Here is an 18,169-nt window from a genome sequence, read left to right as displayed (position 1 = left end):
TCCTTTTAATAGAACAGTGGGGCGTACAGGGGAAAGGTCAGCAGTAGTACTATGGGGGAGGCAACGAGCCAGAGCATGATGCGCTGGTTCCTGAGGACACGGTCAGCGGCGCAGGCGTCGCCAGGTGCGCAAGCGCGCCGACGCAGGTACAAGTTGTAGAAGGCAGCTCCTAAAAAAACTACTGTCAGCGCGGTGAGGTAGGGGCTATAGGGCTCGAACGCTATCAGGCTAGATGCCCAGCCGCCGCCGATGCCGAGCAGCAGGAAGATGAGCGGACCGGCGCAACATGCCGAGGCGCCAAGTGCCGCCAACACTCCTGCAGCCAACGATCCCTTCGTTCCAATTGCCATGCTCGCTCCAAACAGGTTTTACTCAAAAAACAGGATAAACTCCGTACACATATACGGAGTCAAGTGCATGACAGAGAAAATGACGATCAGCCGATTGGCAGGCGCCGCCGGTGTGAATGTGGAGACGGTCCGGTTCTATCAGCGAAGTGGACTGATCGATGAGCCGGCGCGGCCGTACAGCGGCTACCGCACCTATGGCAGCGAGGATGTACGCCGGATTCGATTCATCAAACGGGCACAGCTCCTTGGCTTTACGCTCGATGAAATCGCGAGCCTGCTCAAGCTGGAAGGCTCGCAGGCCTGTGCCAGTACCCGCGACCTGGCAGCAAAGAAGCTCGCTATGGTAGAAGCTAAATTAAGTGATCTACTTGCAATGAAAACAGCACTCGCAACGATGGTATCCCGCTGTGACAGTGAGCATCCCGGTGCAAGTTGCCCAATAATCCAGGCACTGATCGATGACTGATTTCTGCTGAAATCAGTTGGAAGCCGACCACGGTGCTGCGGCGAGGCTTACGCGTCTTTGCCGAGGCTCGACATTTGCTGAAAGGACACTGCGAGCTTGCTTAGTACAGGGCATGCAAGGCTGAAGAGTCCAGATAAACGAAAGGAAATATCAATGATTTGGAAGACCGGCCTGTTATTCATTGCCACAGCAATTGCAGAAATCGTCGGCTGTTTTCTGCCATATCTATGGTTACGTAAGAACGGCTCGATCTGGCTACTGGCCCCGGCTGCAGCAAGCCTAGCGCTCTTCGTATGGCTGCTTACTTTGCACCCGGCAGCCAGCGGTCGCGTATATGCGGCATATGGCGGCGTCTACGTTGCGACCGCACTGGTATGGCTACGCGTGGTCGACGGCGTGAAGCTGTCGACTATGGACTGGGCCGGCGCAGCGATCGCCTTGTGCGGCATGGCGATTATCGTCTCCGGCTGGTCAAGAGGGTGATGCTTCGCCGCCGGTAAGAGCTCTGCCGGCGCCAAGCTAGCCCTGCCGTTCAAATTTTTTCGATCTGGCGGTTGATCGCGTTGAGCGCACGCTCGTTCCGCTCGCTGTAGCGGTCCGTCAGGTAATCGGTGCGGCCCCGCATCAGCAGCGTGATTTTAAAGAGCTCCTCCATCACGTCGACAACGCGATCGTAGTATGCGGACGGCCGCATGCGGCCTTCGTCGTCGAATTCCTTGTAGGCCATCGGCACCGAGGACTGGTTCGGGATCGTGAACATGCGCATCCAGCGCCCCAGCAGGCGCAGGGTGTTCACTACGTTGAAGGACTGCGAACCGCCGCAGACCTGCATCACCGCCAGCGTGCGGCCCTGGCTCGGCCGGACCGCACCCATCTCCAGCGGGATCCAGTCGATCTGGTTCTTCATCACCGCGGTGATCGCGCCATGGCGCTCGGGGCTGCACCAGACCTGGCCTTCAGACCACAGGCACAGCTCGCGCAGCTCGACCACTTTCGGATGCGTCTCGGGTACGCTGCCGACCATCGGTAGTTCCATCGGATCGAAGATCTTCACCTCTGCGCCGAATTGCTCCAGAATGCGCGCCGCCTCCTCGGTCAGGAAGCGGCTGAAAGAGCGTTCGCGCAGCGAGCCGTATAGCATCAGGATGCGAGGAGGGTGGCTCAGGTCGCCAACCGGGGCGAGCTTCTCGAGCGTAGGCTGGTCCAGCAGCTCCGGCTTGATATTGGGGAGATTCGGGATTTTGCTCATTTGATTCGGCTTCCTTGTTCGTCGACGACAGCTTCGCCGTCCTCTTTCGAGAACGCAGCACGCTGAGGCACAGGCAGGATGTCCAGCACGACTTCCGACGGACGGCACAGACGGACACCAACCGGCGTGACGACAAAAGGCCTGTTGATGAGAATCGTATGCGCGAGCATCGCGTCGATCAGTTGCTCGTCCGTCGTCCCTGGATTATCCAGGCCGAGCTCCAGGAATGGCGTGCCTTTCTCGCGTACGGCGCCGCGAACCTGCAGGCCTGCGCGCTGAATCAGGTCCACCAGTGTTGCGCGGTCGGGCGGGTTCTTCAGGTATTCGATCACGGTTGGCTCGATGCCGGCATTGCGGATGAGTGCCAGCGTGTTGCGCGAGGTGCCGCAATCGGGGTTGTGATAGATCGTGACGTCCAGTGCATTGTCCATGTTCGGTCCTTTCTCAGCTCAGGCGCAGGGCGAGCGCGCTCAGGGTCACCAGAAGGATCGGCAGGGTCAGCAGGATACCGATCCGGAAGTAGTAGCCCCAGGAGATCTGGATATTCTTTGCCGACAGCACGTGCAGCCACAACAGCGTGGCGAGGCTGCCGATGGGCGTGATCTTTGGCCCGAGGTCAGCGCCAATCACGTTTGCATACACCATCGCTTCGCGCACAACGCCCTGTGCAGTGGTGGCGTCGATTGCCAGCGCGCCCACTAGCACGGTCGGCATATTATTCATGATCGACGACAGGATGGCAGTGATGAAGCCGGTGCCGAGCGCTGCGCCCCACACGCCATGCTCGGCGCAGCGGTTGAGCAGGGCGGTCAGGTAGTCCGTCAACCCGGCATTGCGCAGTCCGTAGACCACCAAGTACATCCCTAGCGAGAACACGACGACCTGCCATGGGGCGCCGCGCAGCACCTCGCGGGTCGAGATCCGGTGCCCGCGCGCAGCGACAGCCAGCAGCAGCACTGCGCCAACCGCGGCCACGGCGCTGATCGGGATGCCGGCTTCGTCAAGCCAGAAGAAACCGACGAGCAGCATGCCCAGCACCCACCAGCCGGTGACGAAGGTGGCGCGGTCGTGGATGGCCTCCTCCGGGCGTTTCAGCTGCGCCAGGTCGTAGTCGGCGGGGATGTCCTTTCGGAAGAACCAGACAAGCGCGGCAAGCGTCGCAGCTACCGACACCAGGTTGACTGGCACCATCACTGCGGCATAGCGCGCAAAGCCGATATTGAAATAGTCGGCCGAGACGATATTCACGAGGTTCGACACGACCAGCGGCAGGCTGGCAGTGTCGGCGATGAAACCGGCCGCCATTACGAAGGCCAGCGTGGCTTTCGGCGAAAACCGCAAGGCGACCAGCATGGCGATGACGATGGGCGTCAGGATCAGCGCCGCGCCATCGTTGGCGAACAGCGCGGCCACGGCCGCGCCCAGCAAGACAAGAAGCACAAACAGGCGCCGGCCGCTGCCGCCGCCCCAACGCGCCACGTGCAGCGCAGCCCACTCGAAGAAGCCTGCCTTGTCGAGCAGGAGGCTGATGATGATGACGGCCACGAACGCACCGGTGGCATTCCAGACGATATGCCAGACGGTCGGGATGTCGCTGACGTGGATGACGCCCGCGAGCAGGGCCACGGCTGCGCCCGCGGCGGCGCTCCAGCCAATACCGAGGCCGCGAGGCTGCCAGATGACGAAGGTGAGGGTTATTAGGAAAATGAGAAATGCGATCAGCACGGAAGTCTTTCAGGGAGCGACGGGCACATGGACAAGCCGGGCAATGGCCCGGCTGACGTAACGGAAGGTGGCGTTCAGGCGCCGATATGGCCGATGCGGTCGAGTTCGGTCTTGAACTTCGCGCGGTCGGATTTCAACTCCTCGAGCGGCAGGGCGAGGAAGGCTTCGATACGCGCGCGGAGGATCGCGTAGGCCTTTTCGAAGGCGGCGTCGATTTCCTCTTCGGTGCCAACGACGTGGCTCGGGTCTTCGACACCCCAATGCGTACGAAGCACGGGGCCGAGGTAGGCCGGGCAGGTTTCGCCGGCGGCGCTGGCGCACACCGTTACCACGAGGTCAGGAGTGACGGGAAGCTTATCCCAGGACTTGCTGTAATAGCCCTCCGTGGAGATGCCTTTGCTGGCGAGCAGGGCGAGCGCCTTGTCGTTCAACTTGCCGGTCGGTTGGCTGCCTGCGCTGATGGCGTGCCAGCCGGCGGGCGCCAGATGATTGAAGACGGCTTCACTGATGAGCGAGCGGCACGAATTGCCGGTGCAAAGAAAAAGTACGTTCACGGTAGACCTTTGGTTGAGAAGAAATAAGCGTAGAAATTAGCTTGTCTGGCTGGAAGCGATGGGCTCACATCCCAAGCCATTCGTTGGCGAACAAGGATTGCCGCCACAGCAGTTCTCGGTAAGGAAGCCCAGCAACTGATTCATCGTGTCGAAGTTCGCTGCGTAAATGATGAAACGGCCTTCCTGGCGCGGAATCACCAGATTGGCGTGGGTAAGTTCTTTCAGATGAAAGGAAAGCGATGAGGGAGGCGTGCCGAGTGCTTCGGCAATCTTCGTTGCTGAAAGTCCTGCAGGGCCGGCCTGCACAAGCAAGCGGAAGGTTGCCAGCCTTGATTCCTGGGCGAGGGCGGCAAGCGCGGCAAGTGCGGGTTTCGTATCCATGATCTCATCCAAATATTTGATAATTCCAGTATAGTGGAATTGATGCCTGGGCGGCAAGCCTTCACAAGAGCGGGACGTCCGAGCGACCGATGGCGGTCAGTTCGTTCTGGATCGCCAGGCGCGACAGGGTCGCAAATGGAAGCATCGAAAAGATGTCGAGGCGATTCTTGATCTCGCGGCATGTGCGGGCAAAGACTTGGCGATGCTCCTGGTCGCTCCCCACGAATGCTGCTGGATCTTCGAAGCTCCAATGCGCCGTGATCGGGTGCCCTGGCCAGCGGGGACACGCCTCGCCAGCGGCCTTGTCGCATACCGTGATCACGAAGTCCATGTGCGGAGCATCGGCAACTGCGTACTCATTCCAGCTTTTGCTGCGCAGGCCCTCGACGGGGAAGCCGAGCCGTTCAATCTGTTCGATCGCAAAGGGATGCACCGAGCTGCCAGGATGGCTTCCTGCGCTGTAGGCGCGAAACCGGCCAGCGCTGGTGGCGTTGAGAATGGCCTCGGCAATAATGCTGCGCGAGGAGTTGCCGGTGCAAAGAAATAGTACGTTGAAAACCCTGTTGTCAGTCATGGCGGTCTCGACCTGTTCGGTTGGTTGATACGACACTTCCAAATATATCGAAACATCTTGACCGTTTGATGACAACGACGATATTCTATATTCGTCGATTAACGAATAAGCGGTTGAGGAGCGCGTCCGGATTTATCGCTGCGCCCATGCATTCGTAATTCGACGAAATAGGAAATGCCGAGGTTTGGCTGCGGCCCAACAGAACTTTGCCTGACTAGACGAGGAGAGCAAGAATGAATAGTAAGGAAGAACAACAACTGCCGGTGGCGGTGCTCGGAGCCGGTCCCGTAGGCCTGGCGGCGGCTGCGCACCTGATCGAGCGAGGCCTGACGCCGCTCATTCTGGAAGCTGGCTCCGAGGTAGGCGCCAACCTGGCCACCTACCGCCACGTGCGCCTGTTCTCGCCCTGGCAATACAACGTCGACAAGGCGGCCCGCCGCCTCCTGCAGCAGCACGGTTGGACTGCGCCGCCGGACGACGGGCTGCCGACCGCCGGCGAACTACTTGACGCTTACCTCGCTCCGCTCGCAGCGACGCCTGCAATTGCGGCCAAGCTGCTGCTGGGGCAGCGCGTCATTGCCGTCACACGCGTCGGCTTCGACAAGGTCAAGACCAAGCGCCGTGAGGCCGCACCCTTCTTGATCCGCACAGAAACGGCGGACGGGACACGGCAGTACCTGGCCAGTGCCGTGATCGACGCTACCGGCACCTGGTCGCACCAGAATCCCCTGGGTGCCGATGGCATCCCCGCGTTAGGTGAGGCGGCACTGGCAGCGCGGATTGACTACGGCATGCCTGACGTCCTTGGAAGCGCGCGCGAACGCTTCGCGGGCCGGCGAGTGCTGGTCGTGGGGGCAGGGCACTCCGCAGCTGGAAGTCTGCTCGCGCTCGCGCAACTAGCCGAGGAAACTCCGAAAACCAGCATCGTGTGGGCAACCCGCGGCAGCAACCTGACCCGGGTGTTCGGCGGCGGCGAAGCCGATGGCTTGCAGGCACGCGGCCAGCTCGGGCTGCGCTTGAAGGCCCTGCGTGACTCCGGTGGACTAGAATTGTGCCAGAACTTCCGGATCGAACAGCTGGAAGAAGTCGACGGCCGTATTCGCGTGACCGGAGAGCCGGTCGGCGGAGCCGCGCCGATGATCGACGCGATCGACCGCATTGTCTGCACGGCCGGGGCGCGACCCGACCTCGCGCTGACCCGCGAACTGCGCGTGCGCCATGACCCGTGGCTCGAGAGCACCGATGCGCTGGCGCCCCTGATCGATCCGAACGAGCACAGCTGCGGCACCGTTCGTCCGCACGGACACAACGAGCTAGCCCACCCGGAACCCGGCTACTACGCCGTCGGTGCGATGAGCTATGGCCGCGCCCCTAATTTCTTGATGGCGACAGGGTACGAGCAGGTGCGGTCCGTGGTCGCAGCTCTTGTTGGCGATATGGCCGCGGCCGACGACGTGCAGCTCGACCTGCCGGAAACGGGCGTGTGCAATACGCGGCTGGCTTACGACGATGCTGCATCCGAGCCGGTGGTTTCCTGTTGCGGAGTCCCGGCGGCGCAGGCCGCGAGCTGCTGCGTTCCAGCACAGTCTCCGTCCGACGCTTGCGGCTGCAGTGCGGCGGCCAAGACGAGCTGCTGCGCCTGATCGAATGAACTGCCGCCGGTGCGAGCCGGCGGTGCGAACCTGGAGCCTCGCGTGCAACAGCCATCGAAGACCATTGGCATCCTCGCCGTCACCCAGATCCTGTCCTGGGGATCGCTTTACTATGCCTTCACCATAGTGGCCCCCGATATCGAGCGTGATCTGGCGCTCGCGCCGGAACTGGTGTTCGGCGCCTTTTCATGGGCCTTGCTCGTTGCAGGATTGGCTTCTACGCCAACGGGCATCCTGCTGGACCGCTACGGCGGGCGCTACGTGATGGCGACAGGTTCGTTGCTGTGTACTCTTGGGCTGGTTTGGCTCAGCCGCTGCACCAGTGTCGCGTCCTACTATGTCGCCTGGACGCTCATCGGCGTCGCGATGGCACTCACGCTGTACGAGGCCGCTTTCGCAACGATCAACCGCAAGCTCGAGATTGGCTCCAGAAAAGCGATTTCGACCTTGACGCTGTTCGGCGGTTTTGCCAGCACGGTGTTCTGGCCATTAAGCGCCAAACTGCATACGATGCTCGGCTGGCGCGACACCTACCTTTTGTACGGGCTCATACAGCTTCTGATCTGTGTGCCGCTTCATCTCTGGCTAGGCACCGATCCGGCCCGCAGCAAGTTGAGGGATCCAGTCGGTGCGCCCCGGAGCCACACCCTGGCGGAAGCTTTGCGGCACCAAGCGTTCTGGATGCTGGCACTGGCATTCTCGGCCAATGCATTCATTTTCTCGGCCATGTCGGTCCACCTGATCCCACTGCTCGGCCACTTGGGCGCATCTGCGACGCTGGCGGTCATGCTGGCCACGTTGATCGGCCCAATGCAGGTTGCGGGGCGTATTGGAGAGATGACGCTCGGGCGGAATACGCCGCCGCAAACGGTCGGCAAGCTGACGTTTTCCATGCTCCCGGCAGCCCTGCTCGTCCTCGTGCTGTTTGGTTCGCAGGCCTGGGCGGCGGCCTCTTTCTGCGTGCTTTACGGCTTGAGCAACGGCATCCTGACCATCGTGCGTGGTTCGGTCCCTCAGGCGCTGTTCGGCCGCGAGAACTACGGCGCAATCTCCGGCGCGATCGCAGGTCCGTCGCTCCTCTCGAAGGCGGCTGGGCCGCTCGCTGCGGCAGCAATCCTGCGTTACGACAGCGGTCCTTTGATACTGCTGTTCGTGCTGCTAGCCATGTCTGTGGCTTCGCTTGCCTTCTACCTTCGAGCGGTGGCCACTGAACCACCGGGGCAGTACGTCGAAGCTTTTGACAAAGGTATCTCCTGAGGTCTATTCTGCGTTCGTCAAACAACGAACAAATCTATGTCAAAGTCCTGCTGTCCCCCAACTACGCCTCGCGTGCGTGATACCGACATCGATGCCGATGACCTGGCACGCATGTGCAAGGCACTCGCGCATCCTGCACGTATCCAGCTGCTCCGCCACCTGATCGATTATGGCGAATGCTACTTCGGGAAGCTGACGGATGTATTGCCCCTGGCGCCGTCGACGATTTCCCAGCATGTCTCAATCTTGAAGGAAGCAGGGTTGATTGAGGGCTCGTCGGATGTGCAGCGGATCTGCTACTGTGTCAATCAGGAGCGGCTGCAGCAACTGAAGCTTGTGATCGGAGAGCTGTAGGGTAGGGGAGAACGTGCCCCGTGCTCTTACTTGCTGAGCCTGAGCTCCCAGTAGCCCACGTCGATCCAGCACCTGAACTTCATGCCGACCTCCGAGAAATGGGCGGCCTTGCGGAATCCCAGCCTTTCGTGCAGCGCGATGCTGCCTTCGTTCGGTAAAGGTCTAAGGCCGGTCATCGAGAAAATTACGATGCCGAGTGATGCCAGATAGCCAGAGGCGACCTCAGCTTTGAATAGCTGACATTATAGAAGTAATGTCAGAATTCAGGAGCAGGGCGCCCAGGTCCCTACGCTTTACGTAGTATTACGTTAGCACTCGGGAGGCCACCATGCTCGACAATGCTCAGACTACGGCCGCTATTCGGGCCGACATTGACGCCCTGCGCGAACGGTTTTCCATGCGGTCCCTTTGCTATCAGTGTTGCAATCCCGATAACATCCTAGTCGCCTTAGCTGAACAAGACATCATCTCGTCAAGCCAAGCTCCTGCTTTTTGGCCTTCTTGCCATGCACGAGCGCCGGCGCCGCTGGCCCCAATCCACCGAACTTAAGCGTCCGGCTCATTCCGCCGCCGCCGGCTTCAATTAGTTCTTGACACGACAGCCGCTTCGCGCGGCCGCCGCCCTGGTTGCGAGGGGTTTCTCGAGCAGGGCGGCGGCCAATGAAGATCGTTTTGATCTTCATTGGCCGCCATGTCGTTACCGTCCTTATTCTCCGCGTTTTCCCTGTTCCTGCACTCGCCACAATTTCGCAACCTGGCCTGCCACGCCGACGCTGGCGACGCCTTCGTTCGCAGACGCAAGCTGCCGCTGCCGACGCTGGTCGCCGTCATGCTCAGCGGCATGCGCAAGGGTGTCCAGACCGAGCTCGACGAATTCTTCGCCCACCTCAAGGAACAGGCTCAACTCGTGCACCACGTCTCCGAACAGGCCTTCGCCAAGGCCCGCGCGAAGCTGTCCACGACGGCCATTCCGGCGCTCAACGACTGGCTCGTCGAGCGCGCCGACGCCGATGGCTTCGTGCCGCGCTGGCACGGCCGGCGACTGGTCGCCGCCGACGCCTCGACCTTGCGTTTCGCGCGCCGCGCCAGCCACGTCGCGCGCCGCCAGCACCGACCAGATCGCCTTCGGACTGTACCTGCCCGGCGCCGAGATGATGCTCGCCGCGTCCCTGCACAGCGTCCACGAAGGCGAGCGCCAGATGCTGTTCCAGCACCTCGACCGCCTGTCCGACAAGGACGTCCTGCTGATGGATCGCGGCTATCCATCACGCTGGCTGGTGTCCGCGCTCAACGCCCACGGCATCGGTTTCTGCATGCGCGTCGAGAAGGCCGGCAACGCCGGCTTCGCATGCGTGCGCGACTTCCTGCGATCAAGCGAGGACGAGCGGATCGTCGCGCTGGCGGCGCCGGACCGGCGCGACGCCATCGACTACGAATGTCCGGCAACGGCGCAAACGGTGCGCCTGATCCGGCATGTCTCCAGCACCGGCAAGGTACGCGTGCTGATGACCAATTTGCTCGACCGGGACGAATTCCCGCGCGCCGAATTCGGCGATCTCTACCATCAACGCTGGCGTATCGAAGAAGCCTTCAAACGCCTCAAGCATCGCCTCAACCTCGAGCACGTCTCCGGCCTGTCGCAGCAGGCCGCGATGCACGATTTCGCGGCGAAAATCGTCTGCGACAACCTGCAGTCCCTGGCCTCGGAATCGGCCCTGCGCGCAGCGTCGCTGGCGCCGACACGGCGCATCAACCGTGCCGCCGCGCACTCGATCCTGAAACCATTGCTGCCCGCGCTGCTGCTCGGCACCAACATCGGAGCACGACTGCTCCAGGCCCTACAATTGATCGCCAGCCGGACCTATTCGCATCGCCCAGGAATCGTGAAATCCAGGCCCAGGCTCATGCGACCAAAGCCGCACAAATCGATGACTCAGAAACCATGCTGATGACCTCTGCTCTTAAGTTCGGTGGATTGCCGCTGGCCCCTGCGGACTGCTTGGCGGTAGGTAGCTGGCCCAAGCTAATTGGCTTACTTGGCACGCTCGTAATGGGGGTCCCGATCCTGACGTGCTCCCTTACAAAAGTGACGGCGCCACCAATACGGTAAAATCCCACCACTAAATGTCTTTGATGCAGTTTTGGCAGCAGCTAGAGGGTGCGTCTGTGTGGTTGAAAAAGATTGGGCTAGGGTAATCAAATGGTAGAGGGAACCTTTGTACGTCAGTCTCTAGAGCGAGCTTTGATGCAGCTTGCTGTTGAACTTGCCGGCAAGTGTGTAAGTGAAGAGGGTAAGATTTCGCCAAAGGTTGCCGCGGTCGTAGTACGGGACGGGATAGTGTTAGCAACTGCCTACCGGGGTGAGCTTAACGGCGGTGAGCATGCAGAATATACGTTGCTTGAGCGCAAGCTCGCTGATGTGGATCTGACAGGTGCAACGTTGTATTCCACTCTTGAGCCATGTACTCATCGGAACCACCCGAAGATTTCATGTACGGATAGGGTGATTGCACGTCAGCTGAAGCGGGTAGTAATCGGTACGCTCGATCCGAACCAGACCATTCGTGGACTTGGCGAGCTACGACTTCAAGAGGCTGGCATTGAAATCGCTCGATTTGACCATGACTTCGTTTTAAAACTGCGTGAGTTAAACAAGGAATTTTCGGCCCAGCACCCTGTCCGGGGCATTCAACGCGACGCTGCTCAGACGGTTGATCCAGTGAAGCCAGGAGAAACAGGTCCGAATGGGCATCGGATTGGTTACACCGAGGAGGGCGACAAGGTTGAGTGGATACCTTCTGACGAGGAAGACGGCGACTTTTGGCCAATGATTCTTCGTCGTAACGACTCTGCGATTCTTCACGAATACAATGACCTCTGGGAGAAGGTTTGGTGGAATCGTCACCAGAACTGGCTTTACCGGCTTGAGACAGGTGAGGAGGCACTACGGCCTGGTCAGGAAAAAATCCTAGCTGATGCGAAAAAGGCAGCTAAGCGTATTGAAGATAAGTTTGACATGGAAAATCTCGGCTGGAACGACTTTGAATGGGGTTTGCTAAGTGGTCGTTTGTCTGCGCTTAGCTGGGTTTTGGGAAGTGAGTGGAGCGAGTCACTGGATACCTAGTCCTGAATCCACTACGGTTTCATAGACAATCCTGAGCCATAATTCTAGGCTTAAGGAGAAATTATGAGTGGAAACAGGTACGCGGACCAATTCAACATTGCACCGGTCAAGCAAGTGACCGAATGCGGTCATGCGGCTTACGATGTTGCCGACCGCCTCGGCGTAAGCATCTTGACGTCGAATACCCGAGGTAAGGCGTTTGGTTAGACGTTTGATAACGCCCCGCAAAGTAGGAAATGCTGAGTGCGCTGGATTAGGCCATATGTTAGCTAATTCGGCGAAGTTAACCGTCTAAGGTATCATATGCGACAGTTCGTTCCCGCCACCACGACACGTCAGCAGGACACCGAACCCGATCTACTCGATGCCCACGAACATTTGGACATTTCCGGATAAACCAAACAAACAAGAATGCACGTACTAGTACGTGACTATCGACTCGTATCGCCAGCATCCCTATATGTTTAAAACGTAACCAGAACATCAGAGAGCGCATACGTCGCCTAAATACCAAGACTGACCAAAGCTAACAGGAATAAAAAATGGCAAGAGACCGTACTTCTCTTTACGAACGCGCAGTGGCCGCATTAACTGAAGAAGAGGCTGTAAGCGAATTACGAGAGCTCGCAGAGCTGCTTGCTTATCACGACCAAAAATACTACGAAGCAGACGATCCTGAGCTGACAGACGCTGAATACGACGCGTTGAGGAATCGCAACAATGCGATTGAAGCGAGGTTCCCGGAGCTCGTACGGAGCGACAGCCCATCCCAAAAGGTCGGCGTCGAACCAGCCGCAACAGCAAAAAAAGTATCCCACCGCGTCGCTATGTTATCCCTTGCCAACGCCTTCACCACGAATGACATCGAGGAATGGGTCGAAAGCTTACGTAACTTCCTTATCGAACTGAGAAGTCCAGACGTTCCAATTGACGTAGTCTGCGAATTAAAGATTGACGGGATGTCATGTTCACTTAGGTACGAGCAAGGGCGCCTTATCTCAGCGGCCACACGCGGCAATGGCCAAGTCGGCGAGGACATCACCGAAAACGTCAAGACAATAGCCGACATACCCCAAGTGCTAGCAGGTACCGACTGGCCCGAAGTACTAGAGGTCAGAGGTGAGATATACATGACCGACCAAGGTTTCCTTCAACTCAATGAGCAACAGAAAAACGTTGGCGGAAAAGTCTTCGCAAATCCTAGGAACGCGGCGGCAGGGAGCGTACGTCTACTCGACTCGACCATCGTAAGAGAGCGCCCACTGCATTTTTTTGCATATACTTGGGGCGAAGTCTCGGACGCATTCGCAAATACCCAGTGGGAAGCTCGTAACAAGTTCAAGCAATGGGGGTTTCTGCTAAACGAACCGAGTAGATTAGTCACAATAACAGACGCATCACTAAAGGATCTATTTGATTACTATGAGGAGGTGGAGCAGACACGATCGTCGCTTGGGTTTTCAATCGACGGGACAGTCCTAAAGTTGAACCGCTTAGATTTACAAAGCAGATTAGGATTCGTTAGCAGGTCGCCTCGCTGGGCAGTGGCATGGAAGTTTCCGCCAGAAAAAGCGAAAACGGTAGTCGAGAATATCGAGTGCCAGGTAGGTCGCTCCGGCAAAGTAACCCCCGTCGCTCACTTGAAACCGATAAACGTTGGTGGAGTTATCGTTCAACGCGCAACACTGCATAATGCTGACGAGATTGAGCGAAAAGATGTTAGGATAGGTGATACGGTTGTCGTCCAACGGGCAGGCGACGTGATCCCGCAAATCGTCTCTATTGTCCGAGAACTTCGGCCCGAACAAAGTTCGCCGTATCGTTTCCCCAGCCATTGCCCCGTCTGCGACAGTCTCATTATAAGGGAAGCCGACGAAGCCGATAGCTACTGTACAGGAGGGCTAGTGTGTTCTGCTCAAGCAATCGAGCGACTACGACATTTTGCGTCGAGGAACGCATTCGATATCGAGGGGTTCGGGGAAAAGAATGTCGAGTTGTTCTACCGTAAAAGCGTCGTAAGGACGCCTGTCGACATTTTCACATTGGAAGAACGTAATGGCAGCGATTTCCCATCGCTCAGCGATTGGGCGGGATGGGGTGACATCTCAGCATCAAAACTTTTTGAGTCAATCAAAAGGTCGAGGTCGATCTCGCTTGATCGCTTTATTTACTCCCTCGGAATTCATCAGGTCGGTCAGGCTACCGCCCATGCCCTTGCAAAACACTATAAGTCAGTCGGGCGTTGGAGGCAATCTCTAGAAGACGCTTCAGTTTCAGCTGAGTCAGAGGCCTATGAAGAGTTAGTTTCGATTCACGGTCTAGGAGCCAGCATGGTCGATGATATACTCGGATTTATAGCAGAGCCACATAATAAAGAAATTCTAAACAAGCTGATCGGCGATAAAGACCCATTAGTGACGGTTTTAGATATAGCACCTGCATCAGCATCGTCTGCAGTGTCGGGTAAAACGGTAGTATTTACTGGTTCCTTAGAAAGCATGGGGCGTAGCGAAGCGAAGGCTCAAGCCGAGGCGCTAGGCGCCAACGTAGTAGGCTCAATCTCGAAAAAAACGGATTTAGTAATTGCGGGGCCCGGGGCAGGTTCTAAAGAGAAAAAGGCGCGAGAACTCGGATTAACTGTGCTGACCGAAGAACAATGGCTCGATATGATAAAACCTAAATCAGAGGGGAAGATAGGGACGGGGGCTCAATAAATATGCTTGTAGATGTTGCTCGATGATTTCTTACATCAAGTAGTAGATGATAGAATGCGTTGCTCTAGTGGATCTGTTCACAGCCGTTGGTTCGCTCTGACGCGCGCCATACGGCGCTTGTCTCCGGTCGAATTTTGCTTCGCAAAACGAGCCGCCTTCGGCGGTTCGATCCGGTTGGCGTACCTTTCGTTGTATTTCTTTGGAAGAAGTTATCCGTAATGCAGGGGTCAGTGCTTTTGGAAACGGGTCACTATCGGGTGCGCAATAGCGCGTCAACGCTCGCGGCGCCCGTAGTTTCCCGAAAAAAAACATATGAAAACATCGACGGCGTGGTCTACAAGGTCGACCGCATCGCCGACCAGGCGCGGCTCGGCTTCGTCTCGCGCGCCCCGCGTTTCGCGCTGGCGCACAAGTTCCCGGCCGAGGAAGCGCTGACGACCGTGCAGGCGATCGACGTGCAGGTGGGACGCACCGGCGCGATCACGCCGGTGGCGCGCCTGACGCCGGTGTCGGTCGGCGGCGTGACCGTCACCAACGCCACCCTGCACAACGAGGACGAAGTGCGCCGCAAGGACGTGCGCGTGGGCGACACCGTGATCGTACGCCGCGCCGGCGACGTGATCCCGGAGGTGCTGGCGGTGGTGCTGGAGCGCCGTCCGCAGCCCGAACCCGCCGCCTACGAACTGCCGAAGACCTGCCCGGTGTGCGGCTCGCACGTCGTGCGCGAAGAGGGCGAGGCGGTGGCGCGCTGCTCCGGCGGCCTGACCTGCGCGGCCCAGCGCAAGGAAGCGATCCGCCACTTTGCCGGCCGCCGCATGATGGACATCGAAGGCCTGGGCGACCGCTACATCGACAGCCTGGTCGAAGCGAACCTGATCCACGGCGTGGCCGACCTGTACCGCCTGACGCTCGACGACCTGCTGCAGATGAAGCGCCTGGCCGACGAGCGCGACGGCACTACGCCCGAAACTGTCAAGAACGGCAAGGTGGCCACCAAGTGGGCCGACAACCTGCTGGCCGCGATCGCCGCCAGCAGGCGGCCGCCGCTCGAGCGACTGCTGTTCGCGCTCGGCATCCGCCACGTCGGCGAATCCACCGGCAAGACCCTTGCCGACTGGCTCGGCAGCCTGGCGTTGGTGCGCCGCGCGCCGGCCGCGCTGCTGCGCGTGCTGCCCGACATCGGCGGCACCGTGGCCGAGGCGATCGCCGAGTTCTTCGCCGAACCGAAGAACCAGGTCGCGCTCGATGCGCTGCTGGCGGCCGGCGTCGAACCCCAGGGCGAACATGCGCCGAAAGCCCAGCTGCGCGAGCGCCTCGACGAGGTCAAGCTGCTGGCCGCGCTCGACATCCCGAAACTGACCGAGCCGCGCGCGCGCCAGCTGCTGGCGGACGGTCGCACGCTCGACGAGCTCGCGCACCTGAAGATCTTCAGCGTGTTCGGCCTGCCGGACAGCATCGTGGCCTCGCTCGAAGAGTGGATGGCGGCGCCGGGCCACCGCGCGACCGTGCAGGCGCTGGCCGACCTGCGCCGCGAGCTGCTGGCGCTGCTGCCGGAACAGGCCGCCGCCGGCGACGAAGGGCCGCTGGCCGGCAAGACCTTCGTCCTGACCGGCACGCTGCCGACCATGTCGCGCGACCAAGCCGGCGCCCTGATCGAAGCCGCGGGCGGCAAGGTGTCGGGCTCGGTGTCGAAGAAGACCTCGTATGTGGTGGCCGGCGCCGAAGCCGGGAGCAAGCTGGAGAAAGCCGAAAGTCTCGGCGTCGCCGTGCTCGACGAGGCAGGCCTGCTGGCGCTGCTGCCGAAGTAAACAGATTGGAGTAACAGATGAATGGAATCAAGAAGGCCGTATTTCCGGTCGCCGGCCTGGGCAGCCGCTTCCTGCCGGCCACCAAGGCGCAGCCGAAGGAGATGCTGCCGATCGTCGACAAGCCGCTGATCCAGTACGCGGTCGAGGAGGCGGTCGCCGCCGGCATCACCGAGATGATCTTCATCACCGGCCGCAACAAGCGCGCGATCGAGGACCACTTCGACAAGGCCTACGAGCTCGAGGCCGAGCTGGAGGCGCATGGCAAGGAAGAACTGCTGAAGCTGGTGCGAGGCGTGATCCCGAAGAGCGTCAACTGCATCTACATCCGCCAGTCCGAGCCGCTGGGCCTGGGCCATGCCGTGCTGTGCGCGCGTCCGGTGGTCGGCAACGAAGCCTTCGCGGTGCTGCTGGCCGACGACTTCATGGACAGCGCGCCCGGCCACAAGCCGGTGCTGGCCCAGATGACCGACCTGTACACCTACGAGAAGTGCAGCGTGCTGGCGGTGCAGGACGTGCCGCGCGCGAATACGCGCCAGTACGGCATCGTCAGCGCCAGCCCCTATCGTCCGGATCTCGAACTGGTCTCGGGCATCGTCGAGAAGCCGCAGCCGGACGAGGCGCCGTCGACGCTGGCCGTGGTCGGCCGCTATGTGCTGTCCGGTTCGATCTTCGAGCACCTGGAAAACATCGGCACCGGCGCCGGCGGCGAGATCCAGCTGACCGACGGCATCGCTTCGCTGATGGCGCACGAACGCGTGCTGGCCTACCGCTACGCCGGCCAGCGTTATGATTGCGGTTCCAAGCTCGGTTACCTGAAGGCGACCACGGCGATGGGCCTGAAGCACCCGGAAACCGCCGCCGGCTTCGCCGAGTTCCTGGCCGAGTTGCGTGGACAGAACCCGTAAGGTGATGAGATGACGATCCGCGAAATCCTGAAGATGGGCGACCCGCGCCTGCTGCGGGTGGCCGAGAAGGTAGACGAATTCGACACCCCCGCGCTGCATGCCCTGGTCGCCGACCTGTTCGAGACCATGCACGCGGTCGACGGCGCCGGCCTGGCCGCGCCGCAGATCGGCGTCAACCTGCAGCTGGTGATCTTCGGCTTCGGCAGTAACCAGCGCTACCCGGATGCGCCGGCGGTGCCTGAGACGGTGCTGATCAACCCGGTGTTGACGCCGCTGTCCGACGAGATGGAAGAGGGCTTCGAAGGCTGCCTGTCGGTGCCCGGCCTGCGCGGCAGCGTGCCCCGCCATACGCGCCTGCATTACGAAGGCGTCGATCAATACGGCAAGACGATCAGCCGCGACGTCGACGGTTTCCACGCGCGCGTCGTGCAGCACGAGGTCGACCACCTGCTGGGCATCCTCTACCCGATGCGTATCAAGGATTTTTCCCGCTTCGGCTTCACCGAAGTGATGTTCCCCTATCTCGATCCGAAGGCAGACGATTGAACAAGCTTGTCATTAGCGCCGGGCTGGCGCTGGCGTTTTCCGCCATCGGCGCGGCCCGGGCCCAGGACGCAGCCGCCGGCGAGCCGCTGTTCCACCGGATCGAGGCCGTACCCAAGCGCGAGCTGTGGATCGACAGCGGCTTCGCGACTTACCACTTCAACCGCAACCGCGACCTGAACGGCGGCAACCGCGGCCTCGGCCTCGAATACCGCTTCACGGACACCCTGTCCGCCGCCGCCGGCCGCTTCGTCAACAGCGACCGCGCGTACTCGAACTATGCCGGCGTGATCTGGCAGCCGTATGCGCTGGGTCCGCTGCGCCTGGGCGCGGCGATCGCCGGTTTCAACGGCTATCCGCACATGCGCGAAGGCGGCTGGTTCCCGGCCGTGGTCCCGACCGTCACCTATGAATACAAGCGCGTGGGCGTCAATGTCGGCATTATCCCGAGCTACAAGGACCGGCTGTATGGCGGCATTTCGGTGCAGCTGAAACTCAAGCTGTTCGAGTAAC

General features: G+C 60.1%; 21 protein-coding genes and 1 pseudogene. 12 read left to right on the top strand and 10 right to left on the bottom strand.

Annotated elements, in window-relative coordinates; translation table 11 throughout:
- Positions 1-5: 5 nt before the first annotated feature.
- On the bottom strand, positions 6-350 hold the full coding sequence (locus AM586_RS04470) for a mercuric transporter MerT family protein (protein ID WP_052233738.1): 345 nt from the start codon (positions 348-350) through the stop codon (positions 6-8).
- Positions 351-417: 67 nt separating this feature from the next.
- Here AM586_RS04470 and merR point away from each other — a divergent pair, with 67 nt between their 5' ends.
- Positions 418-816 carry an Hg(II)-responsive transcriptional regulator gene (merR, locus tag AM586_RS04465; protein ID WP_052233739.1) on the top strand — a complete coding sequence of 133 codons (399 nt, stop codon included), beginning with the start codon at positions 418-420 and terminating at the stop codon, positions 814-816.
- A 153-nt stretch (positions 817-969) separates the two neighbouring features.
- Positions 970-1,299: a YnfA family protein gene (locus AM586_RS04460; protein WP_370662830.1), complete on the top strand. Its 330-nt coding sequence runs from the start codon at positions 970-972 to the stop codon at positions 1,297-1,299.
- A 49-nt stretch (positions 1,300-1,348) separates the two neighbouring features.
- Here AM586_RS04460 and arsH read toward each other — a convergent pair whose 3' ends face one another.
- From arsH to AM586_RS04430, 6 genes are all read right to left on the bottom strand, one after another.
- On the bottom strand, positions 1,349-2,065 hold the full coding sequence (gene arsH / locus AM586_RS04455) for an arsenical resistance protein ArsH (protein ID WP_052233740.1): 717 nt from the start codon (positions 2,063-2,065) through the stop codon (positions 1,349-1,351).
- Positions 2,062-2,484, bottom strand: coding sequence for an arsenate reductase (glutaredoxin) (gene arsC / locus AM586_RS04450; protein WP_052233874.1), 423 nt, complete (start codon positions 2,482-2,484; stop codon positions 2,062-2,064). The genes arsH and arsC overlap by 4 nt, the downstream gene beginning before the upstream one ends.
- Before the next feature lie 25 nt (positions 2,485-2,509).
- A complete protein-coding gene (locus AM586_RS04445) occupies positions 2,510-3,790 on the bottom strand; it encodes an arsenic transporter (RefSeq protein WP_052233741.1) in 1,281 nt (426 codons plus the stop codon).
- 74 nt (positions 3,791-3,864) lie between these two features.
- A complete protein-coding gene (locus AM586_RS04440; RefSeq protein WP_052233742.1) occupies positions 3,865-4,344 on the bottom strand; it encodes an arsenate reductase ArsC in 480 nt (159 codons plus the stop codon).
- 36 nt (positions 4,345-4,380) lie between these two features.
- Positions 4,381-4,725 (bottom strand): helix-turn-helix transcriptional regulator, encoded by a 345-nt coding sequence (locus AM586_RS04435; RefSeq protein ID WP_075796259.1) that lies wholly within the window; start codon positions 4,723-4,725, stop codon positions 4,381-4,383.
- 61 nt (positions 4,726-4,786) lie between these two features.
- The gene (locus AM586_RS04430; protein WP_052233875.1) at positions 4,787-5,299 is read right to left on the bottom strand and encodes an arsenate reductase ArsC; all 513 of its coding nucleotides are present in this window, start codon (positions 5,297-5,299) and stop codon (positions 4,787-4,789) included.
- A gap of 233 nt (positions 5,300-5,532) precedes the next feature.
- Between AM586_RS04430 and AM586_RS04425 the strand changes: the two genes are divergently transcribed.
- The 3 genes from AM586_RS04425 to AM586_RS04415 all read left to right on the top strand — a co-directional run bounded on the left by AM586_RS04425 (position 5,533) and on the right by AM586_RS04415 (position 8,562).
- Positions 5,533-6,942, top strand: a complete 1,410-nt coding sequence (locus AM586_RS04425) for an FAD-dependent oxidoreductase (RefSeq protein WP_052233743.1) — start codon at positions 5,533-5,535, stop codon at positions 6,940-6,942.
- A gap of 51 nt (positions 6,943-6,993) precedes the next feature.
- Positions 6,994-8,208: an MFS transporter gene (locus AM586_RS04420; RefSeq protein ID WP_052233876.1), complete on the top strand. Its 1,215-nt coding sequence runs from the start codon at positions 6,994-6,996 to the stop codon at positions 8,206-8,208.
- Positions 8,209-8,280: 72 nt separating this feature from the next.
- Positions 8,281-8,562 carry a helix-turn-helix transcriptional regulator gene (locus tag AM586_RS04415; protein ID WP_229411141.1) on the top strand — a complete coding sequence of 94 codons (282 nt, stop codon included), beginning with the start codon at positions 8,281-8,283 and terminating at the stop codon, positions 8,560-8,562.
- A 26-nt stretch (positions 8,563-8,588) separates the two neighbouring features.
- Here the strand turns inward: AM586_RS04415 and AM586_RS04410 are convergent, their stop codons facing one another.
- From AM586_RS04410 to AM586_RS28730, 3 genes are all read right to left on the bottom strand, one after another.
- Positions 8,589-8,738, bottom strand: coding sequence for an N-acetyltransferase family protein (locus AM586_RS04410; protein WP_370662829.1), 150 nt, complete (start codon positions 8,736-8,738; stop codon positions 8,589-8,591).
- Positions 8,739-9,026: 288 nt separating this feature from the next.
- Positions 9,027-9,245 (bottom strand): hypothetical protein, encoded by a 219-nt coding sequence (locus tag AM586_RS04405; protein WP_075791957.1) that lies wholly within the window; start codon positions 9,243-9,245, stop codon positions 9,027-9,029.
- Positions 9,246-9,268: 23 nt separating this feature from the next.
- Positions 9,269-9,673 (bottom strand): hypothetical protein, encoded by a 405-nt coding sequence (locus AM586_RS28730; RefSeq protein ID WP_229411142.1) that lies wholly within the window; start codon positions 9,671-9,673, stop codon positions 9,269-9,271.
- A gap of 40 nt (positions 9,674-9,713) precedes the next feature.
- Between AM586_RS28730 and AM586_RS28725 the strand changes: the two genes are divergently transcribed.
- From AM586_RS28725 to AM586_RS04370, 7 genes and pseudogenes are all read left to right on the top strand, one after another.
- Positions 9,714-10,511, top strand: a complete 798-nt coding sequence (locus tag AM586_RS28725) for a transposase (RefSeq protein ID WP_229412950.1) — start codon at positions 9,714-9,716, stop codon at positions 10,509-10,511.
- Positions 10,512-10,762: 251 nt separating this feature from the next.
- Positions 10,763-11,686, top strand: coding sequence for a deaminase (locus AM586_RS04395; RefSeq protein ID WP_082439639.1), 924 nt, complete (start codon positions 10,763-10,765; stop codon positions 11,684-11,686).
- Between the two features lie 542 nt (positions 11,687-12,228).
- Positions 12,229-14,400 carry an NAD-dependent DNA ligase LigA gene (gene ligA, locus AM586_RS04390; RefSeq protein ID WP_075791955.1) on the top strand — a complete coding sequence of 724 codons (2,172 nt, stop codon included), beginning with the start codon at positions 12,229-12,231 and terminating at the stop codon, positions 14,398-14,400.
- A 317-nt stretch (positions 14,401-14,717) separates the two neighbouring features.
- A pseudogene (ligA, locus tag AM586_RS04385) lies at positions 14,718-16,208 on the top strand (NAD-dependent DNA ligase LigA); the annotation flags it as partial.
- 17 nt (positions 16,209-16,225) lie between these two features.
- On the top strand, positions 16,226-17,113 hold the full coding sequence (gene galU, locus AM586_RS04380) for a UTP--glucose-1-phosphate uridylyltransferase GalU (RefSeq protein ID WP_052233746.1): 888 nt from the start codon (positions 16,226-16,228) through the stop codon (positions 17,111-17,113).
- A gap of 9 nt (positions 17,114-17,122) precedes the next feature.
- Positions 17,123-17,659, top strand: a complete 537-nt coding sequence (gene def, locus AM586_RS04375) for a peptide deformylase (RefSeq protein WP_052233747.1) — start codon at positions 17,123-17,125, stop codon at positions 17,657-17,659.
- The gene (locus AM586_RS04370; RefSeq protein WP_307164018.1) at positions 17,656-18,168 is read left to right on the top strand and encodes a hypothetical protein; all 513 of its coding nucleotides are present in this window, start codon (positions 17,656-17,658) and stop codon (positions 18,166-18,168) included. Before def ends, AM586_RS04370 begins: the two co-directional genes overlap by 4 nt.
- Position 18,169 lies beyond the last annotated feature (1 nt).

The sequence above is a fragment of the Massilia sp. WG5 genome, assembly GCF_001412595.2.
Classification (GTDB): domain Bacteria; phylum Pseudomonadota; class Gammaproteobacteria; order Burkholderiales; family Burkholderiaceae_D; genus Telluria.
This window is presented reverse-complemented; position numbering and strand designations above follow the sequence as displayed.

What these genes read in the sequence shown, in the direction of transcription:
- AM586_RS04470 (WP_052233738.1), bottom strand. Translation starts at nt 350, where the DNA reads ATGGCAATTGGAACGAAGGGATCGTTGGCTGCAGGAGTGTTGGCGGCA.
- merR (WP_052233739.1), top strand. Translation starts at nt 418, where the DNA reads ATGACAGAGAAAATGACGATCAGCCGATTGGCAGGCGCCGCCGGTGTG.
- AM586_RS04460 (WP_370662830.1), top strand. Translation starts at nt 970, where the DNA reads ATGATTTGGAAGACCGGCCTGTTATTCATTGCCACAGCAATTGCAGAA.
- arsH (WP_052233740.1), bottom strand. Translation starts at nt 2,065, where the DNA reads ATGAGCAAAATCCCGAATCTCCCCAATATCAAGCCGGAGCTGCTGGAC.
- AM586_RS04435 (WP_075796259.1), bottom strand. Translation starts at nt 4,725, where the DNA reads ATGGATACGAAACCCGCACTTGCCGCGCTTGCCGCCCTCGCCCAGGAA.
- AM586_RS04430 (WP_052233875.1), bottom strand. Translation starts at nt 5,299, where the DNA reads ATGACTGACAACAGGGTTTTCAACGTACTATTTCTTTGCACCGGCAAC.
- AM586_RS04425 (WP_052233743.1), top strand. Translation starts at nt 5,533, where the DNA reads ATGAATAGTAAGGAAGAACAACAACTGCCGGTGGCGGTGCTCGGAGCC.
- AM586_RS04410 (WP_370662829.1), bottom strand. Translation starts at nt 8,738, where the DNA reads ATGACCGGCCTTAGACCTTTACCGAACGAAGGCAGCATCGCGCTGCAC.
- AM586_RS04405 (WP_075791957.1), bottom strand. Translation starts at nt 9,245, where the DNA reads ATGAAGATCAAAACGATCTTCATTGGCCGCCGCCCTGCTCGAGAAACC.
- AM586_RS28725 (WP_229412950.1), top strand. Translation starts at nt 9,714, where the DNA reads ATGATGCTCGCCGCGTCCCTGCACAGCGTCCACGAAGGCGAGCGCCAG.
- AM586_RS04395 (WP_082439639.1), top strand. Translation starts at nt 10,763, where the DNA reads ATGGTAGAGGGAACCTTTGTACGTCAGTCTCTAGAGCGAGCTTTGATG.
- ligA (WP_075791955.1), top strand. Translation starts at nt 12,229, where the DNA reads ATGGCAAGAGACCGTACTTCTCTTTACGAACGCGCAGTGGCCGCATTA.
- galU (WP_052233746.1), top strand. Translation starts at nt 16,226, where the DNA reads ATGAATGGAATCAAGAAGGCCGTATTTCCGGTCGCCGGCCTGGGCAGC.
- def (WP_052233747.1), top strand. Translation starts at nt 17,123, where the DNA reads ATGACGATCCGCGAAATCCTGAAGATGGGCGACCCGCGCCTGCTGCGG.